Annotated in this window: 17 protein-coding genes and 1 pseudogene; 9 read left to right on the forward strand and 9 right to left on the reverse strand. The window is 51.4% G+C overall.

All coding sequences use genetic code 11. The annotated features are described in order from the left end of the window. Nucleotides 1–470: 470 nt before the first annotated feature. Complete coding sequence (gene acnA / locus CGZ75_RS21495) at nt 471–3,185, reverse strand: aconitate hydratase AcnA (RefSeq protein ID WP_089526547.1); 2,715 nt, start codon at nt 3,183–3,185, stop codon at nt 471–473. 384 nt (nt 3,186–3,569) lie between these two features. On the opposite strand from acnA, the gene CGZ75_RS21500 reads away from it, so the two are divergent. After that, nucleotides 3,570–4,763 (forward strand): AI-2E family transporter, encoded by a 1,194-nt coding sequence (locus CGZ75_RS21500; RefSeq protein WP_089526548.1) that lies wholly within the window; start codon nt 3,570–3,572, stop codon nt 4,761–4,763. A gap of 97 nt (nt 4,764–4,860) precedes the next feature. Here CGZ75_RS21500 and CGZ75_RS21505 read toward each other — a convergent pair whose 3' ends face one another. Then, complete coding sequence (locus CGZ75_RS21505; protein WP_089526309.1) at nt 4,861–5,211, reverse strand: hypothetical protein; 351 nt, start codon at nt 5,209–5,211, stop codon at nt 4,861–4,863. A 179-nt stretch (nt 5,212–5,390) separates the two neighbouring features. Here CGZ75_RS21505 and CGZ75_RS21510 point away from each other — a divergent pair, with 179 nt between their 5' ends. Next, on the forward strand, nt 5,391–7,052 hold the full coding sequence (locus CGZ75_RS21510) for an ATP-binding protein (RefSeq protein WP_089526310.1): 1,662 nt from the start codon (nt 5,391–5,393) through the stop codon (nt 7,050–7,052). 122 nt (nt 7,053–7,174) lie between these two features. Here the strand turns inward: CGZ75_RS21510 and CGZ75_RS21515 are convergent, their stop codons facing one another. Both CGZ75_RS21515 and CGZ75_RS21520 read right to left on the reverse strand, forming a co-directional pair. Continuing rightward, entirely contained in the window at nt 7,175–8,032 is an 858-nt protein-coding gene (locus tag CGZ75_RS21515) for a sugar phosphate isomerase/epimerase family protein (RefSeq protein WP_089526311.1), read from the reverse strand. Continuing rightward, nucleotides 8,029–9,087, reverse strand: a complete 1,059-nt coding sequence (locus tag CGZ75_RS21520) for a Gfo/Idh/MocA family protein (protein ID WP_089526312.1) — start codon at nt 9,085–9,087, stop codon at nt 8,029–8,031. The genes CGZ75_RS21515 and CGZ75_RS21520 overlap by 4 nt, the downstream gene beginning before the upstream one ends. Before the next feature lie 205 nt (nt 9,088–9,292). Between CGZ75_RS21520 and CGZ75_RS21525 the strand changes: the two genes are divergently transcribed. Beyond that, nucleotides 9,293–10,189, forward strand: a complete 897-nt coding sequence (locus tag CGZ75_RS21525; protein WP_089526313.1) for an AraC family transcriptional regulator — start codon at nt 9,293–9,295, stop codon at nt 10,187–10,189. Between the two features lie 53 nt (nt 10,190–10,242). On the opposite strand, the gene CGZ75_RS21530 is transcribed toward CGZ75_RS21525, so the two are convergent. Continuing rightward, nucleotides 10,243–10,932 (reverse strand): AIM24 family protein, encoded by a 690-nt coding sequence (locus tag CGZ75_RS21530; RefSeq protein WP_089526314.1) that lies wholly within the window; start codon nt 10,930–10,932, stop codon nt 10,243–10,245. Beyond that, on the reverse strand, nt 10,929–11,432 hold the full coding sequence (locus CGZ75_RS21535; RefSeq protein ID WP_089526315.1) for a hypothetical protein: 504 nt from the start codon (nt 11,430–11,432) through the stop codon (nt 10,929–10,931). Before CGZ75_RS21535 ends, CGZ75_RS21530 begins: the two co-directional genes overlap by 4 nt. Before the next feature lie 184 nt (nt 11,433–11,616). Here CGZ75_RS21535 and CGZ75_RS21540 point away from each other — a divergent pair, with 184 nt between their 5' ends. Both CGZ75_RS21540 and CGZ75_RS21545 read left to right on the forward strand, forming a co-directional pair. Continuing rightward, nucleotides 11,617–12,690, forward strand: a complete 1,074-nt coding sequence (locus tag CGZ75_RS21540) for a lactonase family protein (protein ID WP_176444953.1) — start codon at nt 11,617–11,619, stop codon at nt 12,688–12,690. A gap of 37 nt (nt 12,691–12,727) precedes the next feature. Next, nucleotides 12,728–13,960 carry an MFS transporter gene (locus CGZ75_RS21545; protein WP_089526317.1) on the forward strand — a complete coding sequence of 411 codons (1,233 nt, stop codon included), beginning with the start codon at nt 12,728–12,730 and terminating at the stop codon, nt 13,958–13,960. Nucleotides 13,961–14,405: 445 nt separating this feature from the next. Here CGZ75_RS21545 and CGZ75_RS21550 read toward each other — a convergent pair whose 3' ends face one another. Both CGZ75_RS21550 and CGZ75_RS21555 read right to left on the reverse strand, forming a co-directional pair. Further along, entirely contained in the window at nt 14,406–15,620 is a 1,215-nt protein-coding gene (locus tag CGZ75_RS21550) for an MFS transporter (RefSeq protein ID WP_089526318.1), read from the reverse strand. Nucleotides 15,621–15,747: 127 nt separating this feature from the next. Next, nucleotides 15,748–16,365, reverse strand: a complete 618-nt coding sequence (locus CGZ75_RS21555; protein WP_089526319.1) for an NUDIX hydrolase — start codon at nt 16,363–16,365, stop codon at nt 15,748–15,750. A gap of 412 nt (nt 16,366–16,777) precedes the next feature. On the opposite strand from CGZ75_RS21555, the gene CGZ75_RS21560 reads away from it, so the two are divergent. Continuing rightward, the gene (locus CGZ75_RS21560) at nt 16,778–17,560 is read left to right on the forward strand and encodes a ThuA domain-containing protein (RefSeq protein ID WP_089526320.1); all 783 of its coding nucleotides are present in this window, start codon (nt 16,778–16,780) and stop codon (nt 17,558–17,560) included. A gap of 170 nt (nt 17,561–17,730) precedes the next feature. After that, nucleotides 17,731–19,332: a methyl-accepting chemotaxis protein gene (locus CGZ75_RS21565; RefSeq protein ID WP_089526321.1), complete on the forward strand. Its 1,602-nt coding sequence runs from the start codon at nt 17,731–17,733 to the stop codon at nt 19,330–19,332. Between the two features lie 223 nt (nt 19,333–19,555). Here the strand turns inward: CGZ75_RS21565 and CGZ75_RS21570 are convergent. Next, nucleotides 19,556–21,103 (reverse strand): annotated as a pseudogene (locus CGZ75_RS21570) (catalase); the annotation flags it as partial. Nucleotides 21,104–21,301: 198 nt separating this feature from the next. On the opposite strand from CGZ75_RS21570, the gene CGZ75_RS21575 reads away from it, so the two are divergent. Together CGZ75_RS21575 and CGZ75_RS21580 are read left to right on the forward strand one after the other, a co-directional pair. After that, entirely contained in the window at nt 21,302–22,663 is a 1,362-nt protein-coding gene (locus CGZ75_RS21575) for a sodium-dependent transporter (RefSeq protein ID WP_089526322.1), read from the forward strand. A 162-nt stretch (nt 22,664–22,825) separates the two neighbouring features. Then, on the forward strand, nt 22,826–23,212 hold the full coding sequence (locus CGZ75_RS21580; protein ID WP_089526323.1) for a hypothetical protein: 387 nt from the start codon (nt 22,826–22,828) through the stop codon (nt 23,210–23,212). Nucleotides 23,213–23,271: the final 59 nt, after the last annotated feature.

The following is a 23,271-nucleotide window of genomic DNA, read 5'->3' on the forward strand; positions in this document are numbered from 1 at the left end:
GAAGTTCAACATTTCTCACGGAAATCCTTGAAAATTAAAAGGCCCCTCAGCTAAATTTAGAGGGACCTAAGTAGTAACGAATAAAATCAGTTATGGTTGTGGGCTAGAATATACCATGATGTAATCTAATCGGTAAATAAGGTAAATAATGAATTTAGATAATTGATTCTTAAGTATGGGGACGGTTTATATCGCCTTTAAGTCAACCCTTCTTTGAGTCCCACTGAGAGTTGACATGTGTAGTTCCGCAGATATGTTTAGGAAGGAGCGGCTTTGGCCATGTGACGCGCTAAATCTGATTCTCCCGCTCCTTGCAGGTTGAGTATTGTCGGTTTTTGTCGTAGAAGTAGGGGCTGATTGAGTGAAAAGAGGGGAGAGTTATGCTCAAGAGGACTGACTGATTACGACAATTTTCATAAAAAAAACGCCGGGAGCCTAAGGCTCACCGGCGTTGCTGTTGGGGTATTGAATTAGTTTTGCTCGTTCAGCATTTGGCGCAGAACGGTTTGCAGGATGCCGCCATTGCGGTAGTATTCTACCTCAACGAGGGAATCGAGACGTACCGTAACCGGGAACTGGAAGGAGCTTCCGTCTTCACGGGTAGCAGTAACCGTCACATTATCACCAGGTTTCACATCGTTGTTCAAACCTTCGATATTGAACGTTTCACGGCCTGTGATGCCGAGCGTTTTCCAACCTTGGCCTTCGTGGAAGCAAAGCGGCAGAACGCCCATACCGACCAGGTTGGCGCGGTGGATACGCTCGAAGCTTTCCGTAATAACGGCTTTGACGCCAAGCAGGAACGTTCCTTTAGCTGCCCAGTCGCGGGAGCTTCCGGTGCCATATTCCTTGCCGCCGATAACGATCAGATTCGTCTTGTCGGCTTGATATTTCATCGAGCCTTCGTAGACGGAAGTCACTTCATCGGTAGGCAGGTAGGTCGTAAAGCTGCCTTCAGTACCCGGAGCAACCTGATTACGGATACGGATATTCGCGAACGTACCGCGAACCATAACCTCGTGATGACCGCGGCGGGAACCATAGGAGTTGAAGTCCTTTTTCTCCACGCCATGCTCGATCAGGTACTTACCGCCCGGATAATCGGCACGGATGCTGCCTGCAGGGGAGATATGATCCGTCGTAACGGAATCGCCCATGAGGAGCAGTGTTTTGGCATGTTTGATGTCTTCAACATCACGAATTCCGTCCGCCAGGCTATCGAAGAACGGTGGGTTGGCGATATAAGTGGAGTTTTCATCCCACTCATACAGCTCGCCCTCTGGCACCGGAATTTTGTTCCAACGCTCGTTGTGCGTGTAAACGTTATCGTACTTGTCGCGGAACATCTGCGGTGTGATCGCCGAGCTTGCCGCGTTCGCGATTTCTTCGGAGGAAGGCCAGATGTCGCGCAGGAACACAGGCTCGCCTTGTTGATCATGTCCAATCGGATCGTTCGCGAAATCGATGTTAACTGTTCCTGCCAGAGCATAAGCAACTACGAGCGGCGGAGATGCCAGGTAGTTGGCTTTGATCTGAGCATGGATACGGCCTTCAAAGTTCCGGTTACCGGAGAGGACCGCCGCAACAGTCATGTCGTTGTCAGCGATCGCTTGGCTAGTCTCATCCGGAAGCGGGCCGGAGTTACCGATGCAAGTCGCGCAGCCGTAACCAGCAACGTAGAAGCCGAGTTTCTCCAAATAAGGAAGCAGGCCGGACTTGGTGAGATAGTCGGTTACGACGAGCGATCCTGGAGTCAGGGAGCTCTTCACGTATTCCGGTTTCACAAGTCCTTTTTCTACTGCTTTTTTGGCGACGAGGCCCGCACCCAGCATAACGCTTGGATTGGAGGTGTTCGTGCAGCTTGTGATAGCTGCCAGAACTACTGCACCTGTGCCCATTTGGCTGACTTTGCCGTTGTTGTGTTTAACTTCAATAACTTCTTCGATCTTCGCGTCGGAAAGGCCATAACCGCCCTTGTCAACAGGAGTGCGAACTGTGCTGCTCCAGGCTTCTTTCATCTGAGTCAGCTCGATGCGGTCTTGTGGACGCTTCGGACCAGCCAGGGAAGGTACGATCGTGGACAAGTCTAGCTCGACAACTTCCGTGAAAGCAGGATCTGGCGTATCGTCCGTACGGAACATGTTTTGGGCTTTGTAGTAGGCTTCAACAAGCTCGATCTGCTCTTCTGTACGGCCTGTTTGGCGCAAGAAGTTCAGCGTAATTGCGTCAACGGGGAAGAAGCCGACAGTTGCACCATACTCAGGAGCCATGTTGGCAACCGTTGCACGGTCAGGCAAGCTGATGTTGGACAGGCCAGGGCCGAAGAACTCGACGAACTTGCCAACAACGCCGCGTTTGCGGAGAATTTCAGTAACGGTCAGTGCCAGGTCGGTCGCCGTAGCGCCCTCTGCCAGCATACCCGTCAGCTTGAAGCCGATAACTTCAGGCATTACAAAATAGAGCGGTTGACCCAGCATACCGGCTTCTGCCTCGATGCCGCCAACACCCCAGCCGACAACGCCAAGACCGTTGATCATCGTTGTATGGGAGTCTGTACCTACGAGGGAATCAGGGAACACAACGGTTTCGCCGTCAATCACTCTAGTAGTTGCTACGGAAGCCAGGTACTCCAGGTTAACTTGGTGAACGATACCCGTATCTGGCGGTACAGCGCGGAAGTTATCAAACGCGGTTTGCGCCCAGCGGAAAAATTTGTAACGCTCGGCATTGCGCTCGAATTCGATTTTTTGGTTGATTTCAAGGGCGTCCGGTGAGCCGTAAGCGTCGACCATGACGGAGTGGTCGATAACAAGATCGACTGGCACGAGTGGATTGATTTTTTTAGGATCTCCACCGGCTTTTTTCACGGTTTCGCGCATGGCGGCGAGGTCAACAACGACCGGTACGCCGGTTAAGTCCTGCAGCACGATGCGTGCGGGAATGAATGGAATTTCCTTGTCTTCGCGTTTCTCAGCCCAGCTTATGAGCTGCTTGACGTGATCAGCAGTAATGCCGCGGCCATCGAATTGGCGAATAGCGCCCTCCAATAGCACTTTAATGGAGACGGGCAATTTGGAAATGGACCCATGTCCCTTCTTTTCCAAATCTTCGAGGCTGTAGTAGGTGTAAGACTTGCCTCCGAGTTCAAGTGTAGAACGGACCGAATACTGGTTCTGCAATGGCATCTGGCTTGCTCCCCTCAGGCGGATTTGCAATTGTTGAAACGAAAGTAGGCTGCGGGAGCGGCGGACGACTCCGGACAGGGGGTATGAAACAGAACCCATTCCGGCCAGGCCGGGCATGCCAAAACGCCGGCAAACTTCATCCGGCATCTGCTGCAAGTAAGCAGGCTGCTGTTTCATACAGTAAAACTTCATTTCAAAATCGCTTTATACTTATTATAAACGGATCGATGCCGTTTAGTAAAGGGATGAAAGCTGAATCCGAATGGGCTTTTCGAGCGTATAAGTGGACCTAAGCCTTGCTTTAGTATTTGCAGCTTGGCCGCCATATGATTATGATTTGAAGAACAGTAAATTTTGGAAATTGGAGGGACGCTTGTGGATTCAATGCAGCAGGAGCGGCAGGAGGAAGCCCGCCTTAACCGCTTCCGTAAATTTTTCATCAACAACAATTTTGTCTTGTTTCTGCTTATTCTGCTCCTCGTGGGCGTCAATATTTATATCTTTGCCCATATTACCTTCGTTTTTTCACCGCTGATTGCGCTAGTAAAAACAGTGCTGCTGCCGTTGTTGCTGGCCGGAGTTGCCTATTACCTGCTTAACCCGATGGTGGATTGGATGGAAAATCGAGGTTTGAAGCGGGGCTGGGTCATTGCCGCGTTGTACATCATCATTATCGGTTTCCTCACTGTGCTCGTTACGATCGTAATCCCGGTTGTTCGTCTGCAGATTCAGGGACTGATTCAAAACTTTCCGCTGTATATCAAGTATGTCCAAGATATAGTAACGGAGTATTTAGGAAGCAATATTGTGCTGGATTTGCAGCGGGAATTCAATGTTGACCTGCAGCAGATTGCCACTGAGCTTTCTCAAAGGGCAGGAAGCATCTTTCAGACAACACTGACCAACATCGGCGGCTTCCTCGGCACTGTAACTGAATTTGTTTTGGCGCTCGTAACACTGCCGTTCATCCTGTTTTACATGCTTAGAGACGGCAAAAAACTGCCGGAATTCATTTTGAAGCTGCTGCCGACTAGCTTACGCCCGGAAACGCGCCGTGTGCTGAGCGAGTCCAACGATCAGATCAGCTCGTACATCCGCGGCCAAATCATCGTGAGCATCTGTATCGGCATTCTATTGTATATTGGCTATCTCATTATCGGACTCCAATATTCACTCGTGCTGGCCATTGCTGCTGCCTGTACGGCGGTTGTTCCTTATATCGGGCCTGTGATCGCCATTACGCCTGCTTTGATCGTCGCTGCATTCACATCGCCGATCATGCTGCTAAAGATGATTGTTGTCTGGACGATTGTGCAACTGATCGAAGGTAAATTTATTTCGCCTCAAATCATGGGCAAGACGCTCAAAATTCATCCCATTACGATCATCTTTGTCATTCTGACGTCCGGCAAGCTGTTTGGCTTCCTGGGTATTATTCTTGCTGTTCCGGGTTATGCGGTGCTCAAAGTGTTCGTTATCCATCTCTTTGGATGGTTCATGGTGAATTCCAAGTTATATGGACCGGAGCCCGAGTATAAGATTCTAGGTGTCAAAAGGGATTCTGATCTGTTGCCATAAAAGAACGAGATGAAACAAGGCGCTCCTGCCGTCACGCGAACGTGTCGGAAGGAGCGCCTTGTCATTTGGCTGTAGCGATACAGGCCTGTTAATGACCTTACTGTGCCGAATGGCTGTGCGCGCGGCTCAGATGGCTGCGCAGCAAGTAAGCTTTCCAGCGGGAGAGCGGCACGCGCTTGGATTCAGGACCTGTACTACCGAAGTAGATCGTATTGTCTTCGATCGTACTGATCAGTGCGGTATTCACGTAACAGCCGGAAGTGACAGGAAAAAAGACTTCATTACCGCGCAAGCGGTTAATCTGTTCGGCAGACAGTTTCTTTTTTATGTTGTAGTTGCTGCCGTGAAAGCTGACCAGGCCCAGGGAACCGAGCCTATAATACAGAATGTCCGTTTCAACATCAAAGTCCTCGTACACGTTGCGGTCCTTTAATGGCACGTTTACCATTCCGTTTCCCCCCAGCATGTGTTGAAATCGCGCTTGATAACGCTTACATATCATAGCATAGCGGAATGAGTTTGGAAAGGGAGTAATGAGGCAGTACGCGGCTTTTGGCTGGTCAAACCAAAGAACGCTCTGCTATAATTAAATGAAAGAATTAAACTCGACAAAGAAACAGGTGAACGATGAACCCTGAAAAATTGTATTCTAGCTCCTTTGACGAGGCGGCTGATCATATTTTAGATCTACTTAGCCGGCTTCTTAACCTTAATACGTTGTTCGTCGCGGTCAATGACGGCAAAACGAATCGAATAATGAAGGCGCTCAACCGCGGCCAGCAACTAGTTAAAGAAGGGATGGTACTGCCCTTTTTTGAAGCTTACTGTAGCCTCGTACCCAATAAATTTGGCGGTTCAATAGTGATCCCGAGCACAAAAGTGCATGCATCAACCGCAACGATGGCGGTTACCGAGAAGCTGGGCGACCACTCCTTCGTGGGAATGCCGATCCGGCTCGCTGATGGTAGCTTGTATGGTACTCTCTGTGCAATGGATCAGCCTGGTTACCCATTCAGTGATTGGGAGATCCGCACGCTTCACTCCATGGCCATGTTCCTGACTTACACCGTTGAGTTGGAGGCCGAGAACGCCCTTCAGAAGGAACGGACCAATCAGCTTGCCCGGCGCAAACAAGAAGATGAAACCCGAATTCAACAGTTGAGTCAGCGTCACCGAACCGCTCAGGCCAAGCTTAGCCGCAACTCGGATCTGCTCGCAATGGTGAGCCATGAGGTTCGCAACTCGCTTAACGGTAATATCGGTATGACCGAGCTAATGCAGCAGTCAGAGATGTCTGAGGAACTGCAGACTTATGTAAAATTCATGGAAGATAGCAACAAAAACCTGCTGCAGTTGCTCGACAATGTGCTCGATTACAGCAAGCTGGATGAGGGCGAGATGAACCTCGAAATTTTCCCGCTGGATCTGTTATCGCTCATTGAGGACAGTATGTTCCTCTACGCTTCTCAGGCGCAGCTCAAAAATTTAGAGCTGCTACTTGATTTAAACAGGGAGCTGCCTTTACTGTACGGCGATGCGGGAAAGATCCGGCAGATTGTACTGAACCTGCTGAGCAATGCGATTAAATTCACGAGTAGCGGTAACATTACGATCCAGGTTCGATCGAATCCCATTGACAATCGCCCGGGATATGAACGAGTTTATATCGCAGTATCCGATACGGGAATTGGAATGACAGCTGATGAGCAGGAAATGTTGTTCCAGAAGTATAGCCGACCTCATGAAGGACAGGGAAGACAGGAGCTCGGAACCGGACTTGGCCTATATATTTCTCGCCAGTTGACGGAGCTTATGGGTGGAAAGCTTGAGGTGGAGAGCAAGCCGGGTAAGGGGAGCCGATTCTTCTTCTGGATTGAACTCAAGTCAGAGCCGATGCCTCTCGTGCAGTTGAATCATAAGCCGGTAGTTGGCAAAAGAGTGCTGCTGCTCGATGACAGCGAGGAACTGCTAGCCATCTTGGGCTCACTTCTGACGAGCTGGGGCATACATGTCTCAACTTGCTCGGAGCCGATGGAAATTATGAGCTTACTGGAGCAAGGATATTCCTATGACGCACTCATTGTAGACGAAAACCTTGGCGGTTCAGACACTTTGGAGGCTCTGTTAGCAGAGGCCGCCAAGCGTAGCTTGCCAATCATTCTAATGGCGCCGATCGGCAGCACGGCTTCACCGAAGCTGCACGAGCAAGCTCGGACTCTGCTTACCAAGCCGATTCGGCGGTTATATCTTTTACACGCGCTGACGGTCGTGCTTGGCTCAGGAGAATGAGGGGACCCGATGGGCTTTTCATAGATACAGGATTCTAAACAAGGCTGATCTGCAGCGCCGAAATCAGGCGACAGCAGATCAGCCTTTTTCAATACAAGCTGGTGGAACAATGGGAGCGAAGTTTAGCTATTGTCCCACAGGCGGCGGGCATTCGCCATGCCAACACGAGAGCCGAAACGGCAATCCTCAAGTCCCTCGAACTCGATGGAAATATAACCGTCGTAGCCGGAAGCTTTTACTAACCGTATGACCTCAGGCATATCAATGTCGCCCTGACCAACAACGGCTCCTCGCAGGAAATTTCCAGAGGCGGTCGTGAACCAGCCATCACCAGGATTGCGGTACGAAGGACGGAGATAAAAGTCCTTCAAATGTACGACGGATGCGATCGGCAAGTTTTTGCGGACGGCAGAAACGGAGTTCTCATCGGCGCACATGAAATTGCCCACATCCAGCGTTGTGCGGAAATTCGGCCGATCAACGGCTGAGACAAGAGCCTGCACTCGGTCGCTCGCCTGGATGAAGTAACCGTGGTTTTCCACACTCGTTGTAATACCAAAGCCTGCTGCATAATCGGCGATTTCGCGGCATGCGGCTGCTAAGCGGTCCAGCGAGTTGTTGAAGTTCTGGATGGACAGATCGGAGTCGCTAGCCACATCATGGCGCATGAACTTAACTCCGAGCGCATAAGCGATGTCCACTTCTTGCTTCACGCGGCTGATCTCGGTACGGTAGTCCGCATCGGACAGCCCTTGGAAGTTGGCGCCGATCGAATAGTTCGACAGTTCGATGCCGCGCGAGGCCGCTTTGTCGATAAGCGCTTTGGCGAGCTCCGGATTGCCTTTCAGTTCGAATCCAATCGGTACGATTTCTACATGTTCGCCGCCGTTGTCGGCAGTGAAGTCGATAATGTCTAGCACGTTCATTTCTCCCTTATGGAGAGCGCCGGCCAGGCTATACGTACTCAATCCGATTTTCATGGAAAGGTCACCTCGGCTCCTTTGGCTGCGGACTCATAAATAGCGCACAGAATTTTCATGACCTCGACGCCGTCCTCAACAGGGCTGATCGGTTGTGTGCCATTCACAATGCAATCGACGAAGTGGTCAATCTCGCTTTGGAATGCTCGGCCAATCTGCAATCCCTTACTGTCTGTTTGCGGAGAGGTGTTGAGAATCGTGTTATTCTTCTCGGTTACCATGACGACCTCAGGATCAATCTCAAAGCCGCCCTTCGTTCCAAACAATTTGATAACGCCTTCATCTTTGACGGAATGCAGAGAGAAGCTGACATCAACGAGCAGGGAAGCCCCGTTTTCGAAGCGGATGAGCGCGTTCGCCATATCCTCTACATCGTTTTGCTCGGCGTTGTAATCGGCTGCCATGTAGCGAGTCAGATGTTTGACATTGGCGCGATTGCCCAGATGTTTATACTCGTTTGCGCTGACGGACTTCACTTTTGGACGTCCCATCAAGTACCAGCATAAATCGATTACATGAACACCGATGTCGATTACAGGGCCGCCGCCGGAGCGGGACTTGTCGGAGAACCAACCGCCTGGATTACCCATACGGCGGATATAAGAAGCTTTGGCAAAGTAGAGATCACCGAACTCACCGTTCTCTACAAAGGAATTCAGCATCATGGCGTTAGGATCATAGCGTCGAACATAACCGACCATCAGCGTTTTACCGGATTTGCGGACAGCCTCCTGAACGGCGTAAGCTTCCTCGACCGTACGGCAAAGCGGCTTTTCAACAAGTACATGTTTGCCGGCTTCAAGCGCTGCGATGCTGATCTCCGCATGTGTATTATTCCAGGTGCAGATGCTTACAGCATCGATGTCTGGATCGGCGAGCAGATCGGCGTACTGCGTATATACTTTGGATGCGCCAAACTTGTCAGCGACCGCTTGGGCGCGCTTTTCATTGAGATCACAGATGGCGTAGACTTCGCTTTCTTTGTTGGTCGCATACCCTTGCAGGTGGAACTCGGAAATGGAACCCGTACCGATGACGCCGATTTTAATACTCATGCTTGCTTCACTCCCTATTGGCTTGGTAACCTTGATATAGGGCAAGTATAACGGGGCCTGAATCATCTCGCATGGGCGATTATGCGAACAATTTGCACAAATGTGCGATTTATCGCCGAGGGGCTCGGCCTGCCGAAACTCATGCGCGGGACGGCTTGCTCGCAGTGTTTAAGTCTAAGACGATTAACCGGAAGGAGCCGGATCTATGCAACAACGGCCTTTGTCTTTGCTGGAGCCGATGAATATGCCCGACCCGCATTTTCCGGTCAAGCATGGCACCATGCGTGAGACCGGGAGAGGGGTCACGCTGTTTCCCGCTCACTGGCACAATCATATCGAGCTACTGCAATTCCGCTCCGGCCATGCGGTTATCGAGGTCAATTACGTTCCAATCGAGGCTGGACCAGGCGATATTATGGTGTTCAACAGCAACGATATTCACATGGGAATTCTGCAGTCGGAGTCCGTGGAGTACGATATTCTGATCGCTGATCTGACCTTGCTGCAGAGCCAGTCGCCGGATGCTGCGGAAACGAAATACATCACCCCGATGGCGCAAAACCGCATCCTGTTCCGCAATCAGATTTCCGGTGATGCCAGACTGACGGCCATTCTCGATCAGCTTGCTGAGGAATTCCGCACTCGTCAGTCCGGCTTTGAGTTATCGGTCAAGTCACTGCTGTACGGCATGCTGACCGAGCTGCTGAGAGGTTATGTCGACCTGCGCCTGACGGAGAACGAATCGCATACCCGTTTGCGCAATCTGGAACGCTTTGAGCCCATTTTTCATTATATTGAAACCAATTACACCGACGACATAACGGTAGATGATCTGGCCGCTCGTGCGTCGCTCAGCCGCTTTCACTTCAGCCGGTTATTCCGGCAGCTTACGGGGCGGACGGTGACGGACTACGTCAACCGCATTCGCATCAACAAGTCGGAGTATCTCCTGCGTAGCAGTGAGAAGACGATTGCCGAGATTGCGATGGCTGCCGGTTACAATGATCTGAGTTACTTCAGCCGCACATTCCGCAAATATCGGGGGTATGCACCTTCCGAGGTGCGAAGCCGCCGCGATACGGAGACGGTGTTTTTGGATTAAAACAACGCACAGCCGCAGCGCCCTGAGGAGGGGAGCTAACAGCTGTGCGTTGTTTATTTGATATAGACGCCGCCAAACGGAAGCAGCTCGCGCAGCGTCCGGCGCAGGAAACCGCCCTTCTCCAATAGCTCCGGGAGTGAGCGATCAAAAGATCCACTCTGGATCAGCGCGGGGCCGCGGCCGCGCAGCTCCCATTGCACATTCATATGCTGGCTGGCCAGCGGATTTCCATAGACGGCAAGGCGAACTTGCGCCGATTCGGGGAAGGCGATAAGCGAGGCGGCATCGACGTACAGCGGCTGTTCCTCGCACAGGTCGATGGAGGCAAGACCGCCTGCGGTCAGTATGCCGAGTGTACCGGGACCGCTAAAGCGCATCCGAGTCAGCTCGCGCGTAATCCAAGCATTCTTGAGCTTTTGTACGCGAGGTTTCAGTGTCATGCCATCGCTGTAAAACATGACATGCCGGAAGTCGAACAGCAGATCGCTGCCTTCTTCAAGCTCTATTGCCTCCAGTCCGAAGCCGGGTGGCAGGCCAAGCAACAGCTCACTCGGGCCTTGCAGCCGGGAGCGAATCCACTTGCGCTTACGATAAATACCGGCTGCGTCCATGAAGCGATCCTCGCGGCTCTGGGGCGCTCCGCGATAGGCGAGAATCGCCTTTGGGTGAAGCACATGGAGCGCTTCTTGGGGCTCCAGCATGATGCGGGCATGTCCTTGTGGAGGCGGCGCGACTACTTTCATAATGCAGTTCCGCGTCCGCCGCGTTGCTGAGATCGGTAAACCCGATAACGCCAGATGCGCAGCGCCGCAATATAAGCGAGGAAGGTTACCGAGATGATCAGCACCGTCCAAGCGATGCTGCGCTTTATTTTGGCTTGGCGCTCCTCCGCCTGCTGCATTTGAGCTTCCAGCGCTTTGTTGTCCTCTACCAATTGCTCATTCTGGCGGCGGAAGTCATCATTCTGCCCGGTAAGCTCTTGCTGACGCGCTTCCAGCTCAGCCTGTTTACGAGTGTACTCCTCTTGTAAAAGCTTCTGTTGCTCCTCTAGACGGGATAGAGATTCGGTATATTGTTTCTCCAGCTCATCGACCTTGGCTGGAGTTTCGTATATATCTTTAAGGTTGTTCCATACTCCTGCACTTGCCTTCGGCAGCGGGCCGGTCGCAGCATGCACTGCAACTATTGCTAGCAGTAGCACGGCGGCCAAGCCGGTTTTATGCCATCGGATCCAATATTTCATGCGTTGCGATCCCTCCCTTTTCCCGGGAAATAATATTAAGTATATCAAGGATTAGAACTTCCTGTAAGTGATTGGCATAAAAAGTCGAAAGATAAATCAAGCGTGATAGAATTTGTAGGAATGGGTAGATTATGGTATCTTCACAGAATATAGAGCCGGGCAGAAATGAAAGGAAGTGATTTGTTTGGCTAACAAACTCGACATCTTCTATATCGGTACTTACGGCAAAGCTGCTGATCCTACTATCTATGGCTGTCATTTTGACAAAACTAGCGGCAATCTGAGCGTTTTTCAGAGATTTGCCGGCATAGAGCAGGCGTCCTTTCTGGCGGTTCATCCCGGGGGCAGAATCCTGTATGCGTGTAGCGAAACGGGAGAGACCCGAGGCGAGCCTAGCGGCTCTGTACATTCCTTATCGATCGATCCGCAGACAGGGGAGCTGGAGGCGCTGGAGGATGGGCTGACCTATGGAGAGCACCCCTGTTATGTCAGCGTATCGGTCGAAGGCGACGCTTTGTATGTGGCCAACTACAGTGGAGGCAACGCGGCCGTAATTCCGCTATCGTTCGAGGGCAGGCTGGAAGAGCCGGCTTCTTCTGTAATCGCTGGAGAGGGCGAGCTTGGTACCCTTAAAGACCGGCAGGAGAAGCCCCACGCCCATTGCATTGATCCACTTCCGGCTACGCCGTATGTGTATGTGGCTGATCTTGGCACGGATTCGGTCTACATTCATCGCCGCTCTGTTGACGGACGCTCGCTGCTGAGGACAGGTTCCTTGAGGCTTGAGCCCGGCAGCGGCCCGCGACATATCGCGGTTAAGGAAGGATTATCTTATGCGTATATCATTGGGGAGTTAGATTCCCATGTAACGGTTGCGCAGATTGGCAGCGAGGGCAAGCTGGAGGCGGTGCAGCGGATTTCTGCTCTGCCGCAGGGCTTCCAGGGCGAGAGCTGGGCTGCGGACATCCACCTGTCCCCAGACGGTCGATTCCTGTACGTTTCCAATCGGGGACATGACAGCATCGCAGCGTTCTCCGTTAACACGGAGAACGGTCGACTCTCCTTGATCCAGCATATATCAACCGGAGGTACTTATCCGCGGAACTTCGCTTTGTCGCCAGATGGGGAGTGGCTGCTCGCAGCCAACCAGAACAGCGGGAGCGTCAATGTGTTTCGCCGTGATCCGCAGACTGGCTTGCTTGAGGAGACGGATTCTCTTCTGAATGTACCGTCACCGGTCTGCATACGCTTTTTGTAACCAACTTAATAGTCCCATGAGAAAGGAAGTCCTGACCATGTCCACTTCGCAATCGGCCCGAATCGGCGCAGCCCGCACCGGGACCGTCTATGCGATATTGATCGCCATCAGCGTTGTACATATGCTGAATGATTCTATGCAGTCTGTTATTCCGGCCCTTTATCCCATTTTCCAGGATACGCTGTCCATCAGTTATACCCAGATCGGTTGGTTAACTTTCGCCCTGCAGATGACCTCATCGGTCATGCAGCCGGTTGTTGGCCTCATCTCGGACCGCAAGCCTTCACCGTGGCTACTGCCCGTTGGCATGGTACTGAGCATGATCGGGATAGCTGGATTGGCCTATGCTCCAAACTTCTGGTTGTTGATCTTTTTCATTATGTTCGTCGGTCTAGGATCAGCAGTGTTCCATCCCGAAGGTTCACGTGTTGTCTACTTCGCAGCAGGCGGCAGGCGCGGTTACGCTCAGTCGATCTATCAGGTAGGCGGTAACTTCGGCCAGTCGTTGGCTCCACTTATGACGATGTTCATCTTCATCCCGCTTGGTCAGGATGGAGCAATATGGGGTACGCTGCTTGCGGTCGTCGGTCTTCTAGTACTGCTCAAGGTGGTGCCTTGGTACAGCAAGCAGTTACAGGAGCATGGCAAGCCGGTCAAAAAAGCTCCGGTACCCCGTGGTGAGCTGTCGCTCGATGCGCGTCGCCAAAAAAATGTCGTGGCGTTGGCAATAACGCTGCTCATTACGCTTGTATTTGCCCGTTCCTGGTACGGAGCCGCGATCGGTACCTTCTATCAGTTTTATTTGATCCATGATTATGGTCTCACTAGCAAAGAAGCACAGGTTCCGGTGTACCTCTTCATGTTCTTCGGCGTTGTAGGCACATTTTTCGGAGGGATCATCTCGGATAAAATCGGCACCAAACGGATGATGCTGTTATCACTGCTCGGAGCGGCTCCGTTTGCGCTGTTGATGCCGCATTTGCCGCTGATCTGGATGTATCCCGTTGCTGCGCTGCTGGGCCTCATCCTTCAATCCGGATTCTCAGTCAGCGTTGTTTACGCACAGGAGCTGATGCCGGGCCGCGTTGGTATGGCATCGGGGCTTATCACCGGTTTTGCTTTTGGTATGGGGGCACTTGGCGCGGTTGTGCTTGGCCGACTCGGCGATTTGTACGGCTTGCAGAGTATGATGCTCTGGACCAGTGTGCTGCCGTTCGCCGGTTTGCTGGCGCTGTTCTTGCCAGGCGGCCGACAACCGAAGGCGGTTTAAGGGTGGCTTTCAGCCTCGGGGTGAGCCGGAGATGGGATTCGTTCTAGCAGGGCTGGTTGCACCGCTCAACTGTTAAACAAAGTCAGTAAAGAAATATGCAAAATAAGGCCCAAGGTAAGCTGGAAACAGCTCATCCTGGGCCTTTTTACTTAACAAAATATAACAAGAATTCTGCTGCATAAGCGGAGCGGAGAGAGCTAATCTTTCTGGAGAAGCAATATGGCATTGCCGTCCTCGTGGACGGCAATGCCATATGCGATGGAACTACGAGAATGAGACCGATAACCATTCTAGTAGGAGAAGCAACGCGTTCGCCTTTGTAGGCGGATTCCCCCCCTTAACAGGGGTAGGAATCAAGGAATCCGACTACAACAGCGATCGGAAGAAGGATTGGTTCGCGCAGCGAGTTCCACTGTTACATTTCTATGTTCAGCTTATATAGCGGTTATGCTGCAGAATTCTTCCGCTCCCGCCGATCCCAAGCGAGCATGACAAATGCCGCGAGCAATCCGAGCAGCGAGAAGACGGAAGCCGACCATGGCAGCACGCTGTAATCAAATTTTCCCGGTGAGAACTGGAAGAATACAACAATCCATCCACCGAAAAAGGCGCCAAACGCATTGCCGAAGTTAAGCACCGCATGGTTAGAGGTGGAAGCTAACGCAGGAGCGTCCTTGGCCAGCGTCATGATCCGAACCTGCAGTCCCGGCATTGGGGAGAATGCCGCTGCACCCCAAAGGAAAAGAACGACAAGTGTTATTCCCGCTGATTCATCCACTAAACCGAGTGTAACAAGCAGCAGCACTTGAATCGCGAAAGAACCGATTACAGTAGGCATAAGCGCACGGTCTGCGAGCTTGCCGCCAAGCATATTGCCGACGGTAACTCCGCAACCGATCAACACCAGCACCCAAGGGATGCTGCCTGCGGAAAAGCCGGTCACACTGGTGAGCAGCGGCTTGATATAGCTGAACAATGAAAATATGCTGATACAGCCCATTGTGCCGATTAGTAGAGCCAGGCCGATTTTTGGCTGCATAACAGCCCGTATTTGGCGAGCGGTGCTGGTTTCTTCCTGCTGTTTGACAGAAGGGATGAGGATGATGAGTCCGATCAGCGTAATGACGCCCATGATCGCAACGGCGCCAAACGACATTCGCCAGCCGTATTCCTGACCGATAAAGGTACCAAACGGAACGCCGAGAATGTTGGCAATCGTCAATCCAGCCATCATGATCGCAACGGCGCCAGCTTTGCGCTGTTCAGTTACTAAGCTGGTGGCATATACCGCGCCGATGCCGAAGAAGGTTCCATGTGCCAGGGAGGTGAAAATACGAGCCGCCAGCAAAACGCCGTAGCTCGGAGCAAAAGCTGCTGCAATATTGCCGATGATGAATAATATCATAAGCAGTGATAACAGCATCTTTTTGGGGAAACGGGCTGTCGCCAACGCAAGCACCGGTGCGCCGATGCCGACTCCAAGCGCATAACCGGTAATGAGATTGCCGGCCTTTGGTATGCTGACACCGAGATCCGCCGCCACTTCCGGCAGCAGTCCCATGATGACGAATTCCGTCATGCCGATGGCGAACGCCCCGGCGGTTAGGGAGTACAACGACAAGGGAAGTTTGTCGCGAGCAAGTGATTGAACCGATTGCATGTTCTAGTCCTTCTTTCTGTAATGTCATAGAAGTAAAGTTACAACTCACTTCCTGTAATCAGCTTCCGCCAGTATAGCAGATTCTGAAGGGGAGAATAGCGCTAGTATGTCAAAAAACCGGTGCACATCAATCGATGTGCACCGGTTTGGCAGGATCGCGCATGTAATCGAACATGAGGGAAAGCTGGCTTGCCGTGTTGCGGCTCAGCGACAGCGGAGGTAGCTCATGCTCGCCAAAAAAGGCTGCTTCACTCGTCTCCAGGCCACCCTGGAGCGAGCCGCTAACAACTTCACATAAAATGAATAGCTTGTAAATATGGTGGGCATCCGGGGGATGCTGATGCTTCAGCTTGTCGAGGACGGCGAGCAATTGCACAGCTCTTGTCTCTAGACCAGACTCTTCGCGAATTTCCTTAACCACGTTGTCGTTCGGAGACAGTCCGCTTTCGGCCCATCCGCCAGGCAAGCACCAGCAGCCATCGGATTTTTCACGGACGAGCAGCAATTTACCCTCCTGGAAAATGACGCCGCGCACATCCACCTTCGGTGTAGCATAACCGCTTCCAGCGGCGAAGCTCATTGTAATCTCCTTTTCGCCCGCCTCTGTGTAGGCTTGCATAATTTCTACACTCAGCGCACGCAGCTGTTCATATCTCTCGCTGTCATATACATCCCGACTATAAGTAAGCCCGGTTTGGGCGATGGCCTGCATTTCCCGTGCCCAGCTCAGCCATTTCGGCTCCACTTATTTAACCGTTCCTTCCCTTGCTGACCTCATCCTCACAAAGGAGGCCAAGCATATTTAGTTATTAATCCTCTTATTCCCGTTCATAGTCGGAATTCCTGCTCTTTTTAGCCCCCCTGCGTTGATTCAAGCTCAAACCCTTCGGTTAAAGTGAGGACAACTACTGAATTTACTGATACCTCCTAATCCGGCAACTGATATCGTACATGCGGCTTTAAGGCCATATGCACGGCAGCTGTTGGTTTGTTTGCCTTTTATGTAAGGAAAAGCTTGTTTCGAGAAGGAACTGACTGTTTATTGTGGAATAATTTAGCATGAGTTTCTCCCGAAAACGATTTTAGTATATTGCTATGTCATTTTTTGTCGAGAAATGAAGATATAGGAAACAATTTGAACTTGGGAGGGAAGCAAGATGGTTATCGAAGTGGGACGAGGGGGCATAGCTTACGTGCCAGACGCAGGCTCAACTGCAGCATGGGGGAGTACTGCAGAGGTTTTGCGGCAAGCAGAGCCTTCTTCGGAAAGAAAAGGCATGTGGAGAGGTAGCCGCAACATGGCCGGCTTCGGAGCCCTCGTGCTCGGCGACAAGGAAGAAGCGAACCATCCGCTGAAGGCGAGACAAGAATCGCTTGGCAGCATCCTAAATGATGATTTCGATATCCAGTCGACCGACTGCTACGATACGCTAGCGGAGGGGATGCCCGCGGATCAATCGTTGATCATTGCTTGCAGTGATCGCTGGAGCCAGCCGCTCACCGATGACCAGGCCAATGGCTTGGCGCGGTTTGTCGAAGGCGGAGGCGGGCTACTCCTGCTGCATTGCGGCATCTCTATTGCTTCCCACCCTCGCCTAGAAAATCTAATCGGTGCAAGCTGCTCCGAACATCCGCCGCATACAAGGCTTAGTTTCCATCCCGTGATCGGCAAGGGAGGAATCCATCCAGCCGTTCAAGACATCGAGCCATTTGAGCTCACGGACGAGCCTTATCGATATTCTTTTCTCCCTTCGACTGACCGCGAAGTAATCCTGGAGTATCTGCTTGATGGTCGGCGCTATCCGGCTGCCTGGGTCCATCGAACTGGACAAGGCCGCATCGTAACGCTTATGCCAGGCCATAATCGCGATTCTTTGCAGCATCCCCAAATTCGCCGTCTTATCCGCAGTTGCTCGATGTGGGCTTCAGGTAGAATTTAACAATTAATATTATCGCGGCAAAAAGCTTCGCTGGCATTGTTAAATGCCGATAGCGAGGCTTTTTCACTTCATTTTTCGCAGAATGGAATTGACTCCCTATTATCATAACGATTCCCACTGACGATAGATTATTATCACTAGGCTATCGATTAATCAGAGGGGGGCATACGATGGCGACGACACGACAAAGCATTGCCAATGGAAAGGAAGCAGAAAATGGGGTAGGCAGCGAAAATAAAAACAAGCAGCCGGGTCATTTGCTTCGCATAGCAAAACAGCAGGAACCAAATCAAGATAAGCGGGAGGCAGAACAGGAACAGGCCCACAAGGATTTACGCAAGCGAAATCTGGTCGTGCTTATTGTCGTTTCGTTGAATATGCTTCTGATTGCAGGAATGTTAATGCAGTTCAACACCGTAGCCAGTTATGCGCAAAAGGTAGCGATACCAAGTGTAATAGGACTCTCGATATTCTGGGGGCTGCATGCCTTTCGCAAATTAGAAAAACTAATTCCTTACGGTGTCATCTTGTTGATTAGTTATCTTACAATATTAAATATCGATAACGATCCTAAAAATCAACTGAGTGCTTTGGCTGCATTTTATCTACTTGCGCTTGGGATCATGTATAACAACAGGGTATCGCTGGCGTCTGGTGCTTTGAGCGGTGCAGTCATGATTATTATAAAATATGTCGCTTATCCGGTTGAAGGATCAATAACTTCTTTTATTTTCTTTACTTTTTATTTCGTGCTTGCGGCTACAATTATGATTAGCCAATCAGAGATCGGGCGATCGATTTTTATGCGAACGATGCGGTTGCAGATCGAGGCTGAGCAGAAGCTGCTCAAGGAGCAGGAACGGGAGCGGCTCACGCTTGAGTCGGTCAAAACACTTTCGGAGAGCATGAGCGGCATCCGTCAAAACGGCAAGGAGAACGATGCCTCTTTTAACGAGATGAACACCGCCTTCCAAGAGATGTCCTCAGGAGTGACAAGCCAGGCGGAGGTCATGTCCGAAATCTCCTCTCAAGTGAGCGACTCAATGGTACAGATCGAACGGATGTTGGGAACGATCGGTTCAATGGTCGAGCGGATCGATGCAACGAGCGAGGCATCCGGTGAAGGAAGCCGGGTCGTCGGTGAGCTTAGCCAGACGATCGGAGAATTTCAGATCAGTCTTGATGAGATGAAGGTTAGGTTTGAGGGACTTTCAGGTACGATCCGAGGTATTCTGCCCTTTACGGCGGCTATTCAAGACATCGCTAGGCAGACCAATCTTCTTTCGCTTAATGCCAGCATTGAAGCGGCTCGCGCAGGTGAGCATGGGGCCGGTTTCGGCGTTGTTGCTGCGGAGATCCGCAAGCTGGCCATGACGGCGGGTGATACGGCCGATCGTATGACGGACAGTCTGAACCTGGCCGCTGTGCAGACCGAGCAATCGACCTCAGCTATGGAAGAGAATGCGCGCAGAATGGAAGAAAGCCTTGGACATGTCGAGCGCACGAACGCGGCATTCCTTGGAATCAGACAGTCCGTGGAAACGCTTCATGAGGATGCAAGCCGGATTGCCGGAGAGATGGATGGCGTCGGCGTTTCAAGTAGAGAGGTCGAGGAGCGGGTCACAGATTTTGCCGCCGTTGTGCAGCAATCTTCAGCAACGCTCGAGGAACTGCTAGCTACGGTAGAGACGCTCGTCCGCCAAAATGCACTGCTGCAAACACGTATCGAGGAATCCGAGACGGCGCTTAAGCGCCTTTCTAATGCGAGCTGATTTGTCTGTGATTAAGCTGGATTAAAAAAAGGGAGGAGACTGAGCCAAGCTCAGTCTCCTCCCTTTATTTTTGTGATAGCTCCTATCGCATCGCTTTCAGCTGCCTCAGCCCTCCATTTTGCTGAAATAAGGCTTCTCAGATCCGTTACGGAGCGCCTCAGATTCACCGGCCCCTTGTCCTGTTTAGGGTCTGACCATCAAGCTTGCGACTGACCAATCGGCATCAATAACCGTCAGTGCTACGGCCAGTCTGTTCGGCCAAATTCTGTCCTTCGCGCATTGACTCATTGCCAAGATGGTCAATGTTGGACAAGGCATTAGCGAGGCCTTCGGCCACGCGGCGACCATAATCCGCATCCGCTTCTGTGAAGTGGTGAATCATTCCCTCACGAATGACAGGGCTACTGACCTTGAGCGCATCGATTAAATTATTGATTAGCTCTTCCTTTTCCCAATCCTCGAATTTGCGATATGTATCGCCTGCTTGTTGGAAGTCGTTTGTGCGATCCAACTTGGCGCGTACTAACTTGGCATCGTAGGACGGTTCATGCTCCGCTCCGGTTGGATTAGCCTCAAGCAACCCGCCCAGATTGGATGGCTCATAGTTGACATGGGGGTTTTGTCCCGGTGCTAAATCGACCTTGAACTGCATTTGTCCGTCGCGCTGATTGGTCGCAACCGGCGACTTTGGAGCGTTCACCGGCAGTTGCAAATAGTTCGTACCAACACGGTGGCGCTGCGTGTCGGAGTAGGAGAAAGTGCGACCTTGCAGCAGCTTGTCGTCGGAGAAATCCAAGCCGTCCACGAGCACGCCCGTGCCAAATGCCGCCTGCTCCACCTCGGCGAAGTAGTTTTCGGGATTGCGGTTCAGCGTCATTTTGCCCACAGGCAGGAAAGGGAACTTCTCGTGATCCCACAGCTTCGTCGGGTCAAGCGGATCAAAGTCCAGCTCTGGATGATCATCGTCGCTCAGAATTTGAACATTAAGCTCCCATTCAGGATATTCGCCACGCTGGATCGCCTCGTACAAATCCTGCGTTGCATGACTCGTATTTTTAGCTTGAATGGCTTCTGCTTCGTCTTGGGTCAGGTTTTTGATGCCTTGTGCCAGCGGCTCCCAATGATATTTGATAAGTACGCCTTTACCTTCGCTGTTTACCCATTTGTAAGTGTTGACACCAGATCCCTGCATCTGCCGGTAGTTGGCCGGAATACCCCATGGAGAAAAGAGGAACGTTATCATATGCGTGGATTCGGGCGTACGAGAGAGGAAATCGAACATCCGCTCCGGGTCGTTTAGGTTGGTCACAGGGTCTGGTTTGAAGGAATGCACCATATCAGGAAACTTCAGCGGATCGCGGATGAAAAATATTTTCAAATTGTTGCCGACCAAATCCCAGTTGCCTTCTTCGGTATAAAATTTGACGGCAAAACCGCGAGGATCACGCAGCGTCTCGGCGGAATGCGCGCCATGCACAACGGTGGAGAAGCGGACGAAAACTGGCGTCTGTTTGCCCTTTTCTTGGAACAGCTTCGCGCGTGTGTAGGTGGAGATTGGCTCTCCGCCTACGTCGCCATAAGCTTCAAAGACACCGTAAGCTCCGGCGCCGCGTGCATGGACAACTCGCTCAGGAACTCTTTCCCGATCAAAGTGAGAGATTTTTTCGATGAAATGATAATTCTCCAAAGTAGAAGGTCCGCGATTGCCAACCGTGCGGATGTTCTGATTGTCTGTAATGGGATGGCCTTGGCGATTTGTCAGCGTCATATCCTGGCTATTTGCCTGTTGCTCTTTCTTATCCAATTAAAACATCCTTTCCCGGGAATTTTTCATCCTTATTTTGTCATTGAAAGAAATATCTATGTAGACTATTTCATAATTGGGCGGATATAGATATTAATTCTGGACAGGGCATTGATTTTTCGATAAATTGATAATCTGTAAACTTTAGCGATGCGGAGGATTAAAATGAGAAAGCAATTAACGGAGACACCTTTAGGCCAAGGAAATAAAGTCGAGCGCTTCACCTCGTCAGGCTTCATCCTGGCGGCAATCGGAAGCTCGGTTGGCCTCGGAAATATGTGGAAATTTCCTTACATCACGGGTTTGTACGGCGGCGCAGCCTTTTTCCTGCTCTTCATCGTCTGCCTCATTCTGGTTGGTCTGCCGATCCTGCTCGCCGAGATGACGATCGGCCGCGGTGGACGCGGTAACGCTGCGAGTTCCTTCTCGAATTTGGCCAGTGATAAAAATTGGAAGTGGTTAGGTTTCCTGATGGTTCTGACCGCTTTCCTCATCATGGCTTACTATGGTGTCGTTGCTGGATGGACGCTGCAGTATACGGTAGATTCCCTTTCCGGAGCGCTGTCCAAGCCTGGTATGGATTTTGAAAAACAGTTTTTTGACTTTGCTGGAGGCTACTGGCCACTGTTCTGGCAGCTAGTTGTTATGGTGATTTGCGGAATCGTTGTCGGAAAAGGAATTTCTGGGGGTATCGAGAAGTTCAACAAATATCTCATTCCCGGCTTTCTGATTATCCTGCTCATTCTTATGTTCCGTGCTTTGACGCTGCCTGGCGCAGCGGCTGGTGTTGAATTCTTCCTGAAGCCTGATTTCTCCGTATTGACCGGTGAATCCGCGCTAATTGCGCTTGGACATGCATTCTTCTCGCTGTCTCTCGGTATGGGCTGTATGTTGACGTATGGTTCCTATGTGCAAAAGGAGCAATCGCTCGGCAAGGCGACGGTTGCAATCGGAATCGGTGACCTTGGTTATGCGCTGATTGCCGGATTGATCATTTTCCCGACCGTCTTCTCCTATGGGATTGAGTCTGATAAAGGCGTTGGTCTGGCATTCATGGCGCTTCCTGCAGCTTTCTCGCAAATGCCATTGGGTACCGTATTCGGCGGATTGTTCTTCCTGCTGCTGGCAATTGCAGCTCTTACTTCAGCGGTATCCATTCTCGAGGTGCCGGTTGCTTATGCGATGAGTGCTTGGAAATGGTCACGTAAAAAAGCGGCTGCAATCATTTCAGCGGTATGTTATGTGATTGGTATTCCAGCGGCTTTGTCCGTTGGAGGAGTGCTCACTGACTGGACGCCTTTCGGCAAAAATGTGTTTGATTGGTTCGATTTCACGACGGCGTACGTGCTCATGCCGCTCGGCGGACTCGTCGTAACGCTGTTCACCGGCTACGCATGGAAGCGTGCTGGAGAGGAAGCTGGACTGACCGGCTTCTGGTACAGGGCTTGGATGTTCAGCCTGCGTTATATAGCGCCTGTGCTGATCCTGGCAGTCCTTCTATACTCCATATTCGTTAAGCCAGTTTGATTTTAGCGAATGAAAAATAAAAGCTGCTTCGTTCCCCTGTTTTCACAACAGGTGGGTCGAAGCAGCTTTTTTAATCCGTTAACTCCTAATAATTAGTCTTGCCGCTGGATATGGTAACAATGTTAGCCAGTCCATTTGCCATGCGAAAAGGAGAAAACTAATATGACCAATCGCCGCTTGCTGTTCCGCTTCACTGACGCTCAGTCTGCTTCGGTCGCAGCTGCGACGCTTATGGAGCTTGGATACGACGCTGTTCCCCAAGGAATGCAGGAGATCGGATTGTCGCTGCATGGCAGCGACCTTACATCCGCATTGGAGATCGCTTTTGCACATGGCGGAGAGCTGGACGTGCAGGAAGAAGAGTTGATCCAGATCCCTGCACATATGGTGAACGAGGATCTCATCGCCTGGGAAGAAGGCTTCGGCCTGTCCCGTTCAGTAGAGGAGGCGGAAGGGCTCCATAATCGCGACGATGCCACAGATGGCGAGTCGGCTTTTCCGGATCAGGACGGTTCGCTCAGTTACTTTTCGGGAGATGTGCACGCCTGAGCTAAAGCGCCGGGCAGAATGGCGGCATTCAACGTCGGGCCGTATCCTGCAGATAGCAT

Origin of the sequence: Paenibacillus herberti, from assembly GCF_002233675.1 — a bacterium.
GTDB lineage: Bacteria > Bacillota > Bacilli > Paenibacillales > Paenibacillaceae > Paenibacillus_O > Paenibacillus_O herberti.